The sequence below is a fragment of the Pseudomonas nunensis genome (genome assembly GCF_024296925.1).
Lineage (GTDB): Bacteria > Pseudomonadota > Gammaproteobacteria > Pseudomonadales > Pseudomonadaceae > Aquipseudomonas > Aquipseudomonas nunensis.
In genome coordinates this window covers 4319011-4337313 of the sequence record NZ_CP101125.1, presented here as the reverse complement: position 1 = coordinate 4337313, position 18303 = coordinate 4319011, and the positions used below count along the sequence as shown (strand labels likewise).

Below are 18303 nucleotides of genomic sequence, written 5' to 3'. Positions count from 1 at the left end.
GAAGAGGCCGTAACATTCAACCTATTCGTTGACTGTCACGCCGCCTTCGCGAGCAAGCCCGCTCTCACAATGTTTGATGCATGCTGAAAAATGGCGATTCTGTCATGTCGTTCTAATACTAAGGTCGTCTGGAACCCATCCCGCAGCCGCATAAAGTGGCTACGTTCTAACAATAATCTGTGCTGCGAGGATAAAAACAATGAACGACAGCATTTACCTCTCGATTCAAAACAGCCCGCGCTTCAAGGAGCTGGTCAGAAAGCGAGAAAAGTTCGCCTGGATTCTTTCGGCGATCATGCTTGGACTCTATTCCGGATTCATCCTTTTGATTGCTTACGGGCCGCATATTCTCGGGGCGAAAATCAGTCCTGAGTCTTCGATTACCTGGGGGATACCGATTGGTGTCGGGCTGATTCTTTCGGCCTTTGTCCTGACTGCAATCTATGTACGACGCGCCAATGGCGAATTCGACGACCTGAACAATGCGATTCTCAAGGAGGCTCAGCAATGATCCGGCGTCTAATGGCTCTATTGAGCATCGCAGCCTTTGCACCTGGCGCCTGGGCGGCTGAAGCCCTGACCGGCGAAGTGCACAAACAACCCCTCAACGTTTCCGCGATCCTGATGTTCGTCGCGTTCGTTGGCTTGACCCTGTGCATCACCTACTGGGCCTCCAAGCGCAACAACTCGGCGGCTGACTATTACGCAGCTGGCGGCAAGATCACCGGTTTCCAGAACGGTCTGGCGATTGCCGGTGACTACATGTCCGCGGCGTCCTTCCTGGGTATTTCCGCCCTGGTGTTCACCTCTGGCTACGACGGCTTGATCTACTCGATCGGCTTCCTGGTGGGCTGGCCGATCATCCTGTTCCTGATCGCCGAGCGCCTGCGTAACCTGGGTAAATACACCTTTGCCGACGTGGCGTCCTACCGCCTCGGGCAAACCCAGATCCGCACGCTGTCTGCCTGTGGTTCGCTGGTGGTAGTGGCGTTCTACCTGATCGCGCAAATGGTTGGTGCCGGCAAGCTGATCCAGCTGCTGTTCGGCCTCGACTACTACGTGGCGGTGATCCTGGTCGGTATCCTGATGTGCATGTACGTGCTGTTCGGCGGCATGCTGGCGACCACTTGGGTGCAGATCATCAAGGCCGTGTTGCTGCTGTCCGGTGCCTCGTTCATGGCGCTGATGGTGATGAAGCACGTCAACTTCGACTTCAGCCTGCTGTTCTCCGAGGCGATCAAGGTTCACCCTAAAGGTGAGGCGATCATGAGCCCGGGCGGGCTGGTGAAAGATCCGGTTTCGGCGTTCTCCCTGGGCCTGGCACTGATGTTCGGTACCGCTGGCCTGCCGCACATCCTGATGCGCTTCTTCACTGTGAGTGACGCTAAAGAAGCGCGTAAAAGCGTGCTGTATGCCACTGGCTTCATCGGCTACTTCTATATCCTGACTTTCATCATCGGCTTCGGCGCGATCCTGCTGGTCAGCACCAATCCGGCCTTCAAGGATGCTGCTGGCGCGCTGTTGGGCGGCAATAACATGGCGGCGGTGCACTTGGCCAACGCGGTGGGTGGCAGTATTTTCCTCGGCTTTATCTCGGCGGTAGCGTTCGCGACCATTCTGGCGGTTGTGGCTGGTTTGACGCTCGCAGGTGCTACGGCGGTGTCTCACGACCTGTATGCCAGTGTGATCAAGAAGGGCAAGGCCAACGACAAGGACGAGATCCGCGTTTCGAAAATCACCACCATCGCCCTGGGCGTGTTGGCGATTGGCTTGGGTATTTTGTTCGAAAGCCAGAACATTGCGTTCATGGTTGGTTTGGCGTTTTCCATTGCGGCGAGCTGTAACTTCCCGGTGCTGTTGCTTTCGATGTATTGGAAGAAGCTGACTACTCGTGGGGCGATGATCGGTGGTTGGTTGGGGCTGATCAGTGCTGTTGGCTTGATGGTGCTTGGGCCGACCATTTGGGTGCAGATTCTGCATCACGAGAAGGCGATCTTCCCGTATGAGTATCCGGCGCTGTTTTCGATGGCGATTGCGTTTGTCGGGATTTGGTTTTTCTCGATTACTGATAAGTCTGCTGCGGCTGACAATGAGCGGGCGTTGTTTTTCCCGCAATTTGTGCGTTCGCAGACTGGGTTGGGGGCGAGTGGGGCGGTTTCGCACTAAGGCTTCTGGCTTTTATATATAAGCTGCGTTGAATGGAAATGCCCCGGTCGAGAGATCGGGGCATTTTTTTGTGGGCGGTTATCGGACATTGTGGGAGCGGGCTTGCTCGCGAAGGCGGCCTGATAGCCGACCTAATTATTTGTTGATTGGGTACATATCCATTTCTGCGGTAACGGCGGCTTAGGGTTTCGCCCTTACGGCGACTCACTTTTTTTTCAAACGCCAAAAAAAAGTAAGCAAAAAAAGGCTCGCCCCGAGCGTCCGGCCCCTCGCTGAGGCTCGGCGTTCCTTCGTTCCGGTATTCATCTGGGGGCATCGCCTACGGTCGGCTTCGCTTCGACCTCCTCTCGATGTGTGCGGCTTCGCCGCACGGCGCTACGCGCCCACCCCCCAGATGAACACCTCCACTCAGCCTCCCGAAGGGGCGGGCACAGCAAGATCAAAAGCTGCAGGCGAGCTAACGCTCGGCCTGTTGAGTGGTGAGGGGCGGGTGGCGTACCCCCTGTAGGAGCGAGGCTTGCCCGCGAAGACGGCCTGATGGTCGATTCATCTCTTTCTGATGTACTGATGCCGGAGTTGCCGGAGGCTACGATCTTTTGATTCGGGCCGAAACTCCAGATCTTGCTGTGGCTGTGGCTGTGGCTGTGGCTGTGGCTGTGGCTTTTGACGTTGATTTTGATTTTGATGTTGATCTTGACCTTGACCTTGATCTCTCGCCCCTTCGGCAGGCCGAGCGAAGGTGTCCATCAGGGGGTTAGGCGCGTAGCGCCGTGCGGCGAAGCCGCACACATCGAGAGGAGGTCGTCGCGAAGCAGACCGTAGGCGATGCCCCCTGATGGACACCGTAGCGAGGGTACATCGAGCGTAGCGAGGTGCCGTACGCCGGGGCGAAGACTTTTTGGTTACTTTTGAGGCGTTTGTCAAAAGTGACTCGCTGTAAGAGCGAAACCGCCAGCCGCCATCACCGCAGCAACGGATATACACCCAACCCAAAACCAAAACCCAGTCGGCCCACAGGCCGCTGAGCCAGCACAAACAAAAACGGCCCCTATATAAATAGAGGCCGTTCCCGGTACAACTTTAAGACTTTATCGCAAGACAGGTCTTATTTGCGGTCTTCCAGCTTGGTAATGTCACGCGACTCATAGCCAGTGTACAACTGGCGCGGACGGCCAATCTTGTACGGGCTGGAGAGCATCTCTTTCCAGTGGGAGATCCAGCCGACAGTCCGCGCCAAGGCGAAGATTACGGTGAACATGCTGGTCGGAATGCCGATCGCCTTGAGGATAATCCCCGAGTAGAAGTCGACGTTCGGATACAGCGAACGCTCGATGAAGTACGGATCGGTCAGGGCGATCTCTTCCAGGCGCATGGCCAGTTCGAGTTGCGGATCGTTGTTGATCCCCAGTTCCTTCAGTACTTCGTCGCAGGTCTGCTTCATGACGGTGGCGCGTGGGTCGCGGTTTTTGTAAACCCGGTGACCGAAGCCCATCAGTTTGAACGGATCGTTCTTGTCCTTGGCCTTGGCGATGAACTTGTCGATGTTCGACACATCGCCAATCTCGTCCAGCATGGTCAGGACAGCTTCGTTCGCGCCGCCGTGGGCAGGGCCCCACAGTGCAGCGATACCAGCGGCGATACAGGCGAACGGGTTGGCACCCGAAGAACCTGCCAGGCGTACGGTCGAAGTCGAAGCGTTTTGCTCGTGGTCGGCATGGAGGATGAAGATCCGGTCCATTGCCTTGGCGAGTACCGGGCTGATCGGTTTGATCTCGCACGGGGTGTTGAACATCATGTGCAGGAAGTTTTCCGCGTACGTCAGGTCGTTGCGCGGGTACATCATGGGTTGACCCATGGAGTACTTGTAAACCATCGCTGCCAGGGTCGGCATCTTGGCAACCAGGCGGATCGCGGAAATTTCGCGATGCTGCGGGTTATTGATGTCGAGGGAGTCGTGGTAGAAGGCCGAGAGGGCGCCGACTACACCGCACATGACGGCCATTGGGTGGGCGTCGCGACGGAAGCCGTTGAAGAAAGTCTTCAACTGCTCGTGAACCATGGTGTGGTTCTTCACGGTGCTGACGAACTGGGCCTTCTGTTCTGCGGTCGGCAGTTCGCCGTTGAGCAGCAGATAGCAGGTTTCCAGGTAGTCCGACTTTTCAGCCAACTGTTCGATCGGGTAGCCGCGGTGCAGCAGGATGCCGTTGTCGCCGTCGATATAGGTGATCTTCGACTCGCAAGAGGCGGTCGACATGAAGCCAGGGTCAAAGGTGAAACGGCCCGTGGCCGTCAGGCCCCGAACATCAATTACATCGGGACCAACGGTGCCGGTTAAAATGGGCAGCTCGACGGGGGCTGCGCCCTCGATGATCAACTGCGCTTTTTTGTCAGCCATGTGGCCTCCTATTTATGCTTGAAATCATCAGACAGACCCCCCACGCAGGGCCCGCACCACTATAGTGAGATAAATTCGAATGTCAATTTGCCTAAAGTCTTGCTCCAGAAGGCTTTAACCGGACTTTTTCCTCGAAATTACCTGCCATTTACGCCTTTTATCCGACTTGTGCAATGAGCTATTAGGGGAAGGTGATTGCGTTGTCATTAGTAGCCTAACTGTCTATACTCGGCCTCCGACCGCCAGGGGCTTTTGGGCCTGCTTTGCTGGGGGTCGCACTCCCTGGGTGGTGGGTACCTGACCAGTGCACTCCCCAACAACTTTGCCCTGATTGTTAGGGGCTCTTCAGTGTGAAAAAAAGCCGTGAATAGCCAACGACCTGTAAACCTAGACCTAAGGACCATCAAACTCCCAGTCACTGCTTACACGTCCATTCTTCACCGAATCTCCGGTGTCATTCTCTTTGTCAGCCTGGCCATCATGCTTTATGCATTGGACAAATCGCTGAGCTCAGAAGAAGGCTTCGGTCAGGTGAAAGCGTGTCTGACCAGTCCGCTAGCCAAGCTAGTGATTTGGGGCATCCTGTCCGCCTTGCTGTATCACTTGGTTGCCGGTGTGCGCCACTTGATCATGGACATGGGCATCGGTGAGACGCTTGAAGGCGGCAAACTGGGCTCGAAAATCGTTATCGCCGTTTCCGTGGTGGTAATCGTTCTGGCAGGAGTTTGGATATGGTAACTAACGTCACGAACCTGTCCCGTTCGGGCCTCTATGACTGGATGGCACAACGTGTGTCTGCGGTCGTTCTCGCGGCTTATTTCATTTTCCTGATCGGATACGTCGTTGCCCACCCAGGCATCGGCTACGCCCAATGGCATGAACTGTTCGCAAGCAACTGGATGCGTATCTTCAGTCTCCTGGCCCTCGTTGCCCTTGGCGCTCACGCCTGGGTCGGCATGTGGACCATCGCGACCGACTACCTGACGCCAATGGCGTTCGGCAAGTCCGCCACTGCGATACGTTTCCTCTTCCAGGCAGTATGCGGCGTTGCGATGTTCGCCTACTTCGTCTGGGGTGTGCAGATTCTTTGGGGTATCTGATTCATGTCTACTACAGTTAATACGCTTTCGTTCGACGCCATTATCGTTGGCGGCGGCGGTGCCGGCATGCGCGCTGCCCTGCAGCTGGCACAAGGTGGTCACAAGACTGCCGTGGTAACCAAGGTTTTCCCGACTCGCTCGCACACCGTATCCGCCCAGGGTGGCATCACCTGCGCCATCGCTTCCGCTGATCCGAACGATGACTGGCGCTGGCACATGTACGATACCGTCAAGGGTTCCGACTATATCGGTGACCAGGATGCTATCGAATACATGTGTTCCGTAGGCCCGGAAGCGGTTTTCGAGCTCGAGCACATGGGGTTGCCGTTCTCCCGTACCGAACAGGGCCGCATTTATCAGCGTCCGTTCGGCGGTCAGTCGAAAGACTTCGGTAAAGGTGGCCAGGCTGCCCGTACTTGCGCCGCTGCCGACCGTACCGGTCACGCACTGCTGCACACCCTGTACCAGGCCAACCTGAAGGCCGGCACCGTATTCCTCAACGAATACTATGGCGTCGACCTGGTGAAGAACGAAGACGGCGCCTTTGTCGGCATGATCGTCATCTGCATCGAAACCGGCGAAACCTCCTACGTCCGTGCGAACGCTACTGTGTTGGCGACCGGCGGTGCAGGTCGTATCTACTCGTCCACCACCAATGCCCTGATCAACACCGGTGACGGCGTCGGCATGGCTCTGCGTGCTGGCGTGCCGGTACAAGACATTGAAATGTGGCAGTTCCACCCGACCGGTATCGCCGGCGCTGGTGTACTGGTTACTGAAGGTTGCCGCGGTGAAGGCGGTTACCTGATCAACAAGCACGGCGAGCGTTTCATGGAGCGTTATGCTCCGAACGCCAAAGACCTGGCTGGTCGTGACGTGGTTGCTCGCTCGATGGTTAAAGAAATCATCGCCGGCAACGGTTGCGGTCCGGATGGCGACCACGTAATGCTGAAACTCGATCACCTCGGTGAAGAAGTTCTGCACAGCCGTCTGCCAGGCATCATGGAACTGTCCAAGACCTTCGCCCACGTCGATCCAGCCGTGTCGCCGATCCCGGTCGTTCCAACCTGCCACTATATGATGGGCGGCGTGCCGACCAACATTCATGGTCAGGCAATCACCCAGGACGCTGAAGGCGTTGACCAGATCATTCCTGGCCTGTTCGCAGTAGGCGAAGTGGCTTGCGTATCGGTTCACGGTGCCAACCGTCTGGGCGGTAACTCGCTGCTCGACCTGGTGGTATTCGGTCGTGCTGCCGGCCTGTTCCTGGAACAGACTTTGAAAGAAGGCGTCGACTACGCTCGCCCACGCCAGTCCGACATCGACGCTGCCCTGGCACGTCTCGACGGCCTGAACGCGCGGACTGAAGGCGAAGACGTCGCTACCCTGCGTAAAGAACTGCAAAGCTGCATGCAGAACTACTTCGGTGTGTTCCGTACCGGCGAATACATGCAGAAGGGTATCGCCCAGCTCGCTGACCTGCGTGGCCGTATCGCCAACGTCAAGATCAACGACAAGAGCCAGGCGTTCAACACCGCTCGTATCGAAGCGCTGGAACTGCAAAACCTGCTGGAAGTGGCCGAAGCCACTGCCATCGCTGCAGAAATCCGCAAAGAGTCCCGCGGCGCTCACGCCCGTGAAGACTACGAAGATCGCGACGACGAAAACTGGCTGTGCCACACCCTGTACTTCCCGGGTGACAAGCGCGTAACCAAGCGTGCCGTGAACTTCTCGCCGAAGACTGTTCCGACTTTTGAACCTAAGATTCGGACTTATTAAGGGTGGCTGCCATGTTGAAAGTCAGTGTTTATCGCTACAACCCTGATCAGGACGCCGCGCCGTTCATGCAGGAATTCCAGGTCGATACCGGTGGTAAAGACCTGATGGTGCTGGACGTGCTGGCCCTGATCAAAGAGCAGGACGAAGGTTTCTCCTATCGTCGCTCTTGCCGTGAAGGCGTTTGCGGTTCCGACGGCATGAACATCAACGGCAAAAACGGCCTGGCATGCGTCACGCCGCTGTCCGCTGTCGTAAAAGGTAACAAGCTGATCGTTCGTCCTCTGCCAGGTTTGCCGGTTATCCGTGACCTGGTCGTCGATATGAGCATCTTCTACAAGCAATACGAGAAGGTGAAGCCATTCCTGCAGAACGACACGCCGGCTCCGGCCATCGAGCGTCTGCAGTCCCCTGAAGAGCGTGAAAAGCTCGACGGTCTGTACGAGTGCATCCTGTGCGCTTGCTGCTCGACCTCTTGCCCGTCCTTCTGGTGGAACCCGGACAAGTTCCTGGGTCCAGCTGCCCTGCTGCAAGCGTACCGCTTCCTGGCAGACAGCCGTGACACCAAGACTGCCGAGCGTCTGTCTTCGCTGGATGACCCGTTCAGCGTATTCCGCTGCCGCGGGATCATGAACTGCGTCAACGTCTGCCCGAAAGGCCTGAACCCGACTAAGGCCATCGGACACGTACGTAACATGCTGCTGCAAAGCGGCGTGTGATTCAGGCTGTAATTGCAGGACCGCTGTACCCGTAGATGCTACGGCGCAGGCTTCAACCGGCGCCGTAGTTTTAACCTGAGCAGTAGCCCATAAAGCTGCCGCTCGTATTTTGAAGAAATGAGACAAGCAGGGGCATCCGGGCTGGTACCCGGACTATCAGCGTGATCCTAAGTGGCTTGTTTTAGTCGCTGCATTCGGACTTCTGCAAGTTTGCTCGGTGTCGACGCCGGTGGTGTTCCCCTAACCGAGGGTGACCAAGCATGCAAGAAAGCGTGATGCAGCGCATGTGGAACAGCGCCTACCTATCCGGTAGTAACGCTGCCTATGTGGAAGAGCTCTATGAGCTCTACCTGCACGACCCTAACGCTGTGCCAGAAGAGTGGCGCACCTACTTTCAGAAGTTGCCTGCTGACGGCAACACTGCCACCGATGTTTCGCACTCCACAATTCGCGATCATTTCGTCTTGCTGGCAAAGAACCAGCGCCGCGCACAACCGGTTTCCGCCGGCAGCGTGAGCAGTGAGCACGAGAAGAAGCAAGTTGAAGTGCTGCGATTGATCCAGGCCTACCGTATGCGTGGCCACCAGGCAGCCCAGCTTGACCCGCTGGGGCTGTGGCAGCGTCCTGCACCTGCAGACCTGTCGATCAATCATTACGGCTTGACCAATGCCGATCTTGATACGACCTTCCGTGCCGGCGACCTGTTCATCGGCAAAGAGGAGGCGAGCCTACGCGAAATTCACGAAGCGTTGCAGCAGACATATTGCCGCACCATCGGCGCTGAATTCACGCACATCACCGATTCCGAGCAGCGCCAGTGGTTCCAGCAGCGTCTGGAAAGCGTGCGCGGCCGTCCGACGTACTCCGCCGACATCAAGAGCCACCTGCTCGAACGTGTTACTGCGGGCGAAGGTCTGGAAAAATACCTGGGCACCAAATACCCGGGTACCAAGCGTTTCGGTCTGGAAGGCGGCGAGAGCCTGATTCCGATGCTCGATGAGCTGATCCAGCGTTCCGGTTCCTACGGCACCAAGGAAATCGTGATCGGCATGGCCCACCGTGGCCGTCTCAACGTGCTGGTCAACACCTTCGGCAAGAACCCGCGCGAGCTGTTCGACGAGTTCGAAGGCAAGAAGAAGGTCGAGCTGGGTTCCGGTGACGTTAAATATCACCAGGGCTTCTCGTCCAACGTCATGACCGCCGGCGGTGAAGTTCACCTGGCCATGGCCTTCAACCCGTCCCACCTGGAAATCGTTTCTCCAGTGGTCGAGGGTTCGGTTCGCGCCCGTCAGGATCGTCGTAACGACCCTACCGGCGAGAAGGTTTTGCCGATCTCCATCCACGGTGACGCGGCATTCGCCGGTCAGGGCGTGGTGATGGAAACCTTCCAGATGTCGCAGACCCGCGGTTTCAAAACCGGCGGCACCGTGCACATCGTGATCAACAACCAGGTTGGTTTCACCATCAGCAACCCGCTGGACTCGCGTTCCACCGAGTACGCAACCGACGTCGCGAAAATGATCCAGGCGCCGATCCTCCATGTGAATGGTGATGATCCGGAAGCCGTATTGTTCGTGACCCAGTTGGCCATTGACTACCGCATGCAGTTCAAACGTGACGTGGTAATCGACCTGGTCTGCTACCGTCGTCGCGGCCACAACGAAGCTGACGAGCCAAGCGGCACCCAGCCTCTGATGTACCAGCAAATCACCAAGCAGCGCACCACCCGTGAGCTGTACGCCGAACGCCTGACTCAGTCCGGTGTGGTGGATGATGCGCGTGTACAGGCCAAGATCGACGAATACCGCAACGCGCTGGACAACGGTCTGCATGTTGTGAAAAGCCTGGTCAAAGAGCCGAACAAAGAGTTGTTCGTGGACTGGCGTCCGTACCTGGGCCACGCCTGGACTGCACGTCACGACACGCGTTTCGACTTGAAAACCTTGCAGGAACTGTCCGCCAAGCTGCTGGAAATTCCAGAAGGCTTCGTGGTTCAACGCCAGGTTTCGAAAATCTACGAAGACCGTCAGAAAATGCAAGTCGGCGGCCTGCCGATCAACTGGGGTTACGCCGAAACCATGGCGTACGCGACCCTGGCGTTCGAAGGTCACCCGATCCGCATGACGGGTCAGGACATCGGTCGCGGTACGTTCTCGCACCGTCACGCTGTCTTGCACAACCAGAAAGACGCGGGCAGCTACATCCCGTTGCAGAACCTGTACAAGGGCCAGCCACGTTTCGACCTGTTCGATTCGTTCCTGTCCGAAGAAGCCGTACTGGCGTTCGAATACGGTTACTCGACCACCACGCCTGAGGCGCTGGTGATCTGGGAAGCCCAGTTCGGCGATTTCGCCAACGGTGCCCAGGTGGTTATCGACCAGTTCATCACCAGTGGCGAGCACAAGTGGGGCCGTCTTTGCGGTCTGACCATGCTGCTGCCGCACGGTTATGAAGGTCAGGGTCCGGAGCACTCTTCGGCTCGTCTGGAGCGTTACCTGCAGCTGTGCGCCGAGCACAACATTCAGGTTGCCGTGCCGACTACACCGGCCCAGATCTACCACTTGCTGCGTCGTCAGGTGATTCGCCCGCTGCGCAAGCCGTTGATCGTGCTGACACCGAAGTCGCTGCTGCGTCACAAACTGGCCGTTTCGACCCTGGAAGATCTGGCCGAAGGTTCGTTCCAGACCGTTATCCCGGAAATCGATGTTCAAGACCCGAAAAAGGTCGAGCGCATTGTTCTGTGTAGCGGCAAGGTCTACTACGACCTGCTGGAAAAACGCCGTGCCGAAGGTCGTGATGACATCGCCATCGTGCGTATCGAGCAGCTGTACCCATTCCCTGAGGACGACTTGAACGAAGTCCTGGCTCCGTACACCAACCTCAAACATATCGTTTGGTGTCAGGAAGAGCCGATGAACCAGGGTGCCTGGTACTGCAGCCAACACCACATGCGCCGCATTATTGGCAATCACAACAAGGCACTCGTTCTCGAGTACGCCGGCCGTGATGCTTCTGCTGCACCTGCTTGTGGTTATGCATCGATGCACGCTGAGCAGCAGGAAAAACTGTTGCAAGACGCCTTTACTGTTTAACGCCTTCGCGCACCTGAAACCGAATTTAAGGACCCACAGATAATGGCTATCGAAATCAAAGCCCCCACTTTCCCGGAATCGGTTGCCGATGGCACCGTTGCCACCTGGCACAAAAAACCAGGCGACGCCGTCAAGCGTGATGACCTGATCGTCGATATCGAAACCGACAAAGTGGTACTGGAAGTGTTGGCTACCGCCGACGGCGTGCTGGGCGCAATCGTCAAGAACGAAGGCGACACCGTTCTGTCCGACGAAGTCCTGGGCTCGATCGAAGAGGGCGGCGCTGCTGCTGCCGCTCCAGCTGCTGCCGCTGCTCCGGCCGCTGCACAAGCTGCTGCCCCGGCTGCCGAAGGCGAAGACGATCCTGTTGCTGCACCGGCTGCTCGCAAACTGGCTGAAGAAAACGGCATCAACATCGCTTCCGTTGCCGGCACCGGCAAAGGCGGTCGTGTGACCAAGGAAGACGTCGTAGCCGCTGTTGCTGCCAAGAAAGCCGCACCGGCTGCCGCACCTGCCAAGGCTGCTGCTCCGGCCGCCGCTGCTCCTGTGTTCGCTGCTGGCGACCGCATCGAGAAGCGCGTACCGATGACCCGCGTGCGGGCCACCGTTGCCAAGCGTCTGGTAGAAGCTCAGTCGAACATGGCGATGCTGACTACTTTCAACGAAGTCGACATGACCGAAGTCATGGCCCTGCGTTCGAAGTACAAGGACCTGTTCGAGAAGTCCCACAACGGCGTACGCCTGGGCTTCATGTCGTTCTTCGTCAAGGCTGCCACCGAAGCGCTGAAACGCTTCCCGGCTGTCAACGCGTCGATCGACGGTGCTGACATCGTTTACCACGGTTATGCCGACGTCGGCGTGGCTGTTTCCAGCGACCGCGGCCTGGTTGTACCGGTCCTGCGTAACGCCGAACTGATGAGCCTGGCTGAAATCGAAGGCGGCATTGCTGCTTTCGGCAAAAAGGCGCGTGACGGCAAGCTGTCGATGGACGAAATGACCGGTGGTACGTTCACCATCACCAACGGTGGTACCTTCGGTTCGATGATGTCGACCCCGATCGTCAACCCGCCGCAAGCGGCCATCCTGGGCATGCACAACATTCTGCAGCGTCCTATGGCGATCAACGGTCAGGTCGTTATCCGTCCGATGATGTACCTGGCTCTGTCCTACGATCACCGTCTGATCGATGGCAAAGAAGCTGTGACCTTCCTGGTTACCATCAAGAACCTGCTGGAAGACCCGGCTCGTTTGCTGCTGGATATCTGATAGAAGCGGCTGCAGGTTTCAAGCTTCAAGCTGCAAGCAATTGCAGCTTGGCTTGAGGCTTGCGGCTTCAAGCTTGTTGCCAAAAGAGGATTTTTTGAATGTCGCAGAAATTTGACGTAGTAGTGATCGGTGCGGGCCCTGGCGGCTACGTGGCTGCCATCAAAGCAGCGCAACTGGGTCTCAGCACTGCCTGCATCGAGAAATACACCGACAAGGAAGGCAAACTGGCTCTGGGCGGTACTTGCCTGAACGTCGGCTGCATTCCATCCAAGGCGCTGCTGGACAGCTCCTGGAAATACAAGGAAGCCAAAGAAGGCTTCGCGATCCACGGTATCAATCACGCTGGCGTGACCATGGACGTGGCAGCAATGGTTGGCCGTAAAGCCAACATCGTCAAAGGCCTGACCTCTGGCGTTGCTACCCTGTTCAAGGCTAACGGCGTTACTTCCCTGCAAGGCCACGGCAAACTGCTGGCCGGCAAGAAAGTCGAACTGACCAAGCCAGACGGCACCGTCGAAATCATCGAAGCCGAGAACGTGATCCTGGCTTCCGGTTCGCGTCCGATCGACATTCCACCGGCTCCGGTTGACCAGAACGTGATCGTCGATTCGACCGGCGCGCTGGAATTCCAAACCGTACCTAAGCGTCTGGGCGTGATCGGCGCTGGCGTGATCGGTCTGGAACTGGGTTCGGTCTGGTCCCGTCTGGGCTCCGAGGTCGTGGTTCTGGAAGCGCTGGAGAAGTTCCTGCCAGCCGCTGACGAAGCCGTTTCGAAAGAAGCCTTCAAGACCCTGACCAAACAAGGTCTGGACATCAAGCTGGGCGCTCGCGTCACCGGTTCCAAAGTGAACGGCGACGAAGTCGTTGTGAACTACACCGATGCCAATGGCGAACAGAACATCACGTTCGACAAGCTGATTGTTGCCGTTGGTCGCCGTCCAGTGACCACCGAGCTGCTGGCAGCTGACAGCGGTGTGAACATCGACGAACGTGGTTTCGTTTTCGTTGACGACCAGTGCGCTACCAGCGTTCCGGGCGTTTACGCAATCGGTGACGTGGTTCGCGGCATGATGCTGGCGCACAAGGCGTCCGAAGAAGGCATCATGGTTGTAGAACGCATCAAGGGCCACAAAGCCCAGATCAACTATGACCTGATCCCGTCTGTTATTTATACTCACCCGGAAATCGCGTGGGTCGGTAAAACCGAGCAAACCTTGAAAGCTGAAGGCGTTGAAGTTAACGTCGGCACTTTCCCGTTCGCAGCCAGTGGCCGTGCCATGGCAGCCAACGACACCGGCGGTTTCGTGAAAGTCATTGCTGATGCCAAGACTGACCGCGTACTGGGCGTCCACGTGATTGGCCCGAGCGCTGCAGAACTGGTTCAGCAGGGCGCAATCGGTATGGAATTCGGCACCAGTGCCGAAGACCTGGGCATGATGGTTTTCTCCCATCCGACCCTGTCCGAAGCCTTGCACGAAGCTGCTCTGGCAGTGAATGGCGGCGCCATTCACATCGCCAACCGCAAGAAGCGTTAAGACAAGACAATAAGAAACCACGGCGGAAGGCCCGTCGTGAGCCTTGCGTGCAAGACTCACCGCGGAATGTCCGCCGGACGCAGCCTTGCGTAGTCTCACCGGTTATCCGGAACACCTACGCAAGCAGCAGTCACAGGTGGTGCGGCACTTGAATAAGTGCAGCACCGAATGCGCAGTACCTAACGAAGACGGTAATAAGCATGAATCTTCACGAGTATCAGGGTAAGCAGCTGTTCGCTGAATACGGCCTGCCAGTATCCCAGGGTTTCGCCGTAGACACCCCGGAAGCAGCAGCAGAAGCGTGCGACAAAATCGGCGGGACCGAATGGGTTGTCAAAGCCCAGGTTCACGCAGGTGGTCGCGGTAAAGCGGGCGGCGTTAAGCTGGTTCGCAGCAAAGAAGACGCCAAAGCATTCGCTCAACAGTGGTTGGGCAAGCGTCTGGTGACTTACCAGACTGATGCCAATGGTCAGCCAGTCACCAAGATCCTGGTTGAATCGTGCACTGATATCGCTAAAGAGCTGTACCTGGGCGCTGTCGTTGACCGTTCGAGCCGTCGCATCGTGTTCATGGCTTCCACCGAAGGTGGCGTGGACATCGAGAAAATCGCTCACGACACTCCAGAAAAAATCCTGAAAGCCACTATCGATCCACTGGTTGGCGCTCAGCCATTCCAGGGTCGCGAGCTGGCATTCCAGCTGGGTCTGGAAGGCAAGCAAGTTGCTCAGTTCGCCAAGATCTTCGTAGGTCTGGCCAAGCTGTTCAAGGATCACGACCTGGCTCTGCTGGAAGTGAACCCGCTGGTGATCAAGGCTGACGGCGATCTGCATTGCCTCGACGCCAAGATCAACATCGACGCCAACGCCATGTACCGTCAGCCTAAGCTGAAGACTTTCCACGATCCGTCGCAAGACGATCCGCGCGAAGCGCACGCTGCCAAGTTCGAACTGAACTACGTAGCACTGGAAGGCAACATCGGTTGCATGGTCAACGGTGCTGGCCTGGCCATGGGTACCATGGACATCGTCAACCTGCATGGCGGCAAACCAGCCAACTTCCTCGACGTGGGCGGCGGTGCTACCAAAGAACGCGTTACCGAAGCGTTCAAGATCATCCTGTCCGACACTAACGTCGCTGCAGTACTGGTCAACATCTTCGGCGGCATCGTTCGTTGCGACATGATTGCCGAAGGCATCATCGGTGCAGTGAAAGAAGTCGGCGTGAAAATCCCGGTTGTTGTTCGCCTTGAAGGCAACAACGCTGAGCTGGGCGCTAAAGTACTGGCAGAAAGCGGTTTGAACATCATCGCTGCTACCAGCCTGACCGACGCTGCTCAACAAGTTGTCAAAGCTGCGGAGGGCAAATAATGAGCGTCCTGATCAATAAAGACACCAAAGTTATCTGCCAGGGTATTACCGGTTCGCAAGGTAGTTTCCACACCCAGCAAGCCATCGAATACGGCACCAAGATGGTTGGTGGCGTTACTCCTGGTAAAGGCGGCACCGAGCACCTGGGTCTGCCAGTGTTCAACACCGTGAAAGATGCTGTAGCTGCCACTGGCGCCACCGCCAGCGTTATCTACGTTCCAGCTCCTTTCTGCAAAGACTCCATCCTGGAGGCAGCATTCGGCGGCATCAAGCTGATCGTTTGCATCACTGAAGGCATTCCTACCCTGGATATGCTGGATGCCAAGGTCAAGTGCGACGAACTGGGCGTAGTCCTGATCGGTCCTAACTGCCCAGGCGTGATCACTCCGGGCGAATGCAAGATCGGCATCATGCCAGGTCACATTCACTTGCCAGGCAAGGTCGGTATCGTTTCCCGTTCCGGCACCCTGACCTACGAAGCTGTGAAGCAAACTACTGACGCCGGTTTCGGTCAGTCGACTTGCGTCGGCATCGGCGGTGACCCGATCCCGGGTTCGAACTTCATCGACATCCTGAAGCTGTTCCAGGAAGACCCGAAGACCGAAGCGATCGTTATGATCGGCGAGATCGGCGGTTCGGCTGAAGAAGAAGCGGCTGCCTACATCAAGGCACACGTGACCAAGCCGGTTGTTTCCTACATCGCTGGTGTGACTGCCCCTGCGGGCAAGCGCATGGGCCATGCTGGCGCAATCATCTCTGGCGGCAAAGGCACTGCAGACGAGAAGTTTGCTGCCCTGGAAGACGCAGGCGTTAAAACCGTGCGTTCGCTGGCAGACATCGGCAAGGCTTTGTCCGAGCTGACCGGTTGGGCGATCAAGTAAGCCTCGCGCTTAGCTGACGCTTCACCAAACAAAGGCCACCTTCGGGTGGCCTTTGTCGTTTCCGGGATTTGAGATATCGCAGAGCCTTTGTGGCGAGGGAGCTTGCTCCCGCTAGGCTGCGAAGCGGCCCCAAGACGGGCGGTCGCGGTGCGTCAGGTACACCGTGTGTCATGGTTTTACGACTGCTTCGCAGTCGAGCGGGAGCAAGCTCCCTCGCCACAAGGGGCTGGGCAGGTAAATTAGATATGTAAACGCGACACAGAAATGTCGCGTATCGGATAGTTCGCCCTCTAACAGTGCGTTCGTCGGGCAAATTCGTTAGGCTAGCAGCCATTTTTGCGTCCGCAGCCCACAAGGCCGCTACGCGCTAAACGGGTTGGTCCTATACGGATCGACAGCATTTCCCTCACCCAACAGGGAAATCCCTCTCTAAATTCCGATTCAGTAGTGTGGTATTTCCTTAATGAAAGTGTTGAAAGGCCAGGACATCCTGGCACTTGGTTTTATGACATTCGCCCTGTTTGTCGGGGCTGGCAACATCATCTTCCCGCCTATCGTCGGTTTGCAGTCCGGGCCTCATGTCTGGATGGCGGCGCTGGGTTTCCTGATCACGGCGGTCGGTTTGCCAGTGATCACCGTGGTCGCGCTGGCCAAGGTCGGCGGTGCCATGGATGCCTTGAGCAGCCCGATCGGTAAAGTCGCCGGTGGTCTGTTGGCCGCTGCGTGCTACCTGGCCGTCGGCCCGTTGTTCGCGACGCCGCGCACTGCCACCGTGTCCTTCGAAGTGGGCCTGGCGCCGTTGACCGGCGAGAGCCCGCTGGCGCTGTTCCTCTACAGCTCGGTGTACTTCCTGCTGGTATTCTTCATCTCGCTGTATCCGGGCCGTCTGCTGGATACCGTAGGACGTTTCCTCGCGCCGCTGAAGATCATCGCCCTGGCCGTGCTCGGCATCGCCGCGTTCGCCTTGCCGGCCGGTGATATCGGCGTGGCCACCCCGGAATACGTGGCGGCACCGTTCTCCCAAGGCTTCATCAATGGTTACCTGACCATGGATACCCTGGGCGCGCTGGTGTTCGGCATCGTTATCGTTAATGCGATCCGCTCCCGTGGCGTCGAATCGCCTGCACTGATCACCCGTTACGCGATCATTGCCGGGATGATTGCCGGCGTCGGTCTGGCGCTGGTGTATGTCAGCCTGTTCCGTCTCGGTTCGGGCAGCCATGAAGTGGCCGCCGGCGCTGCAAACGGCGCGGCCGTCCTGCATGCCTACGTGCAACACACCTTCGGTTCGCTGGGCAGCGGTTTCCTCGCGGTGCTGATCTCGTTGGCCTGTCTGGTGACGGCGGTCGGCCTGACCTGCGCCTGCGCCGAATACTTCAGCCGCGTGTTGCCACTGTCCTACAAGACACTGGTGATCATCCTGGCCGTGTTCTCGCTGTTTGTGTCCAACCTGGGCCTGACCAAGCTGATCGCGTTCTCGATCCCGGTGCTGACCGCGATCTATCCGCCGTGCATCGCACTGGTGGCGCTGAGCTTCTGCAAGGACTTCTGGCGTGAGCAGAGCCGCATTGTCGGCCCGGTGATGCTGGTGTCGTTCATCTTCGGCCTGATCGACGCGCTCAAGGGGGCCGGCCTGGCGGACTGGATGCCGACGCAGCTGTCGCACCTGCCGCTGAGCGAGCAAGGCCTGGCGTGGCTGGTGCCGTCGGTGATGACCCTGGTCGTCGCCGCCGCGTGCGACCGTATGCTGGGCAAGCGCGACGAAGCCCTGGCGTAAACCTGATCGCCCGTCACAAGCGGGCAGTCGGTTAAACAGAAATGCCCCGTATCAATCGATACGGGGCATTTTTTATGGGGATGAGGCAGTGTCTTTTTCCGCGGGCTAACGTCGAATCACTACCTTGTAGGAGCGAGGCTTGCCCGCGAAGGCGGTGTGTCAGTCGACGGATGCATCGCATGTGATACCGCCTTCGCGGGCAAGCCTCGCTCCTACAGACTCCACCAAC

At 57.6% G+C, this 18303-nt stretch carries 13 protein-coding genes; 12 read left to right on the top strand and 1 reads right to left on the bottom strand.

From position 1 onward, the window contains the following. Positions 1-199: 199 nt before the first annotated feature. Both NK667_RS18900 and NK667_RS18895 read left to right on the top strand, forming a co-directional pair. A complete protein-coding gene (locus NK667_RS18900) occupies positions 200-511 on the top strand; it encodes a DUF485 domain-containing protein (protein ID WP_054049447.1) in 312 nt (103 codons plus the stop codon). Further along, positions 508-2166 carry a cation acetate symporter gene (locus NK667_RS18895; protein ID WP_054049449.1) on the top strand — a complete coding sequence of 553 codons (1659 nt, stop codon included), beginning with the start codon at positions 508-510 and terminating at the stop codon, positions 2164-2166. The genes NK667_RS18900 and NK667_RS18895 overlap by 4 nt, the downstream gene beginning before the upstream one ends. Positions 2167-3271: 1105 nt before the next feature. On the opposite strand, the gene gltA is transcribed toward NK667_RS18895, so the two are convergent. Continuing rightward, positions 3272-4561, bottom strand: coding sequence for a citrate synthase (gene gltA / locus NK667_RS18890; RefSeq protein WP_003222994.1), 1290 nt, complete (start codon positions 4559-4561; stop codon positions 3272-3274). A gap of 363 nt (positions 4562-4924) precedes the next feature. Between gltA and sdhC the strand changes: the two genes are divergently transcribed. The 10 genes from sdhC (at position 4925) to brnQ (ending at position 18074) form a co-directional block, all read left to right on the top strand. Continuing rightward, entirely contained in the window at positions 4925-5299 is a 375-nt protein-coding gene (gene sdhC, locus NK667_RS18885; protein WP_054615726.1) for a succinate dehydrogenase, cytochrome b556 subunit, read from the top strand. Beyond that, positions 5293-5661, top strand: a complete 369-nt coding sequence (sdhD, locus tag NK667_RS18880) for a succinate dehydrogenase, hydrophobic membrane anchor protein (RefSeq protein WP_027922414.1) — start codon at positions 5293-5295, stop codon at positions 5659-5661. The genes sdhC and sdhD overlap by 7 nt, the downstream gene beginning before the upstream one ends. A gap of 3 nt (positions 5662-5664) precedes the next feature. After that, positions 5665-7440, top strand: a complete 1776-nt coding sequence (gene sdhA, locus NK667_RS18875) for a succinate dehydrogenase flavoprotein subunit (RefSeq protein ID WP_054049455.1) — start codon at positions 5665-5667, stop codon at positions 7438-7440. Between the two features lie 11 nt (positions 7441-7451). Then, entirely contained in the window at positions 7452-8156 is a 705-nt protein-coding gene (locus tag NK667_RS18870; protein ID WP_054049457.1) for a succinate dehydrogenase iron-sulfur subunit, read from the top strand. Between the two features lie 260 nt (positions 8157-8416). Next, positions 8417-11248, top strand: a complete 2832-nt coding sequence (locus NK667_RS18865; RefSeq protein WP_054615725.1) for a 2-oxoglutarate dehydrogenase E1 component — start codon at positions 8417-8419, stop codon at positions 11246-11248. Positions 11249-11290: 42 nt separating this feature from the next. After that, positions 11291-12514: a 2-oxoglutarate dehydrogenase complex dihydrolipoyllysine-residue succinyltransferase gene (odhB, locus tag NK667_RS18860; RefSeq protein WP_054049461.1), complete on the top strand. Its 1224-nt coding sequence runs from the start codon at positions 11291-11293 to the stop codon at positions 12512-12514. A 98-nt stretch (positions 12515-12612) separates the two neighbouring features. Next, on the top strand, positions 12613-14049 hold the full coding sequence (gene lpdA / locus NK667_RS18855; protein ID WP_054049464.1) for a dihydrolipoyl dehydrogenase: 1437 nt from the start codon (positions 12613-12615) through the stop codon (positions 14047-14049). Positions 14050-14249: 200 nt separating this feature from the next. After that, positions 14250-15416 (top strand): ADP-forming succinate--CoA ligase subunit beta, encoded by a 1167-nt coding sequence (sucC, locus tag NK667_RS18850; protein WP_008148602.1) that lies wholly within the window; start codon positions 14250-14252, stop codon positions 15414-15416. Then, positions 15416-16297 (top strand): succinate--CoA ligase subunit alpha, encoded by an 882-nt coding sequence (gene sucD, locus NK667_RS18845; protein WP_008148605.1) that lies wholly within the window; start codon positions 15416-15418, stop codon positions 16295-16297. The genes sucC and sucD overlap by 1 nt, the downstream gene beginning before the upstream one ends. A 463-nt stretch (positions 16298-16760) precedes the next feature. Further along, complete coding sequence (brnQ, locus tag NK667_RS18840; RefSeq protein ID WP_054049466.1) at positions 16761-18074, top strand: branched-chain amino acid transport system II carrier protein; 1314 nt, start codon at positions 16761-16763, stop codon at positions 18072-18074. The last annotated feature ends 229 nt before the right edge of the window (positions 18075-18303 follow it).

Coding starts and splice junctions, on each gene's coding strand:
- NK667_RS18900 (WP_054049447.1), top strand. CDS start 200: ATGAACGACAGCATTTACCTCTCGATTCAAAACAGCCCGCGCTTCAAG.
- lpdA (WP_054049464.1), top strand. CDS start 12,613: ATGTCGCAGAAATTTGACGTAGTAGTGATCGGTGCGGGCCCTGGCGGC.
- sucD (WP_008148605.1), top strand. CDS start 15,416: ATGAGCGTCCTGATCAATAAAGACACCAAAGTTATCTGCCAGGGTATT.
- sucC (WP_008148602.1), top strand. CDS start 14,250: ATGAATCTTCACGAGTATCAGGGTAAGCAGCTGTTCGCTGAATACGGC.
- sdhA (WP_054049455.1), top strand. CDS start 5,665: ATGTCTACTACAGTTAATACGCTTTCGTTCGACGCCATTATCGTTGGC.
- NK667_RS18865 (WP_054615725.1), top strand. CDS start 8,417: ATGCAAGAAAGCGTGATGCAGCGCATGTGGAACAGCGCCTACCTATCC.
- odhB (WP_054049461.1), top strand. CDS start 11,291: ATGGCTATCGAAATCAAAGCCCCCACTTTCCCGGAATCGGTTGCCGAT.
- NK667_RS18870 (WP_054049457.1), top strand. CDS start 7,452: ATGTTGAAAGTCAGTGTTTATCGCTACAACCCTGATCAGGACGCCGCG.
- NK667_RS18895 (WP_054049449.1), top strand. CDS start 508: ATGATCCGGCGTCTAATGGCTCTATTGAGCATCGCAGCCTTTGCACCT.
- brnQ (WP_054049466.1), top strand. CDS start 16,761: ATGAAAGTGTTGAAAGGCCAGGACATCCTGGCACTTGGTTTTATGACA.
- sdhD (WP_027922414.1), top strand. CDS start 5,293: ATGGTAACTAACGTCACGAACCTGTCCCGTTCGGGCCTCTATGACTGG.
- gltA (WP_003222994.1), bottom strand. CDS start 4,561: ATGGCTGACAAAAAAGCGCAGTTGATCATCGAGGGCGCAGCCCCCGTC.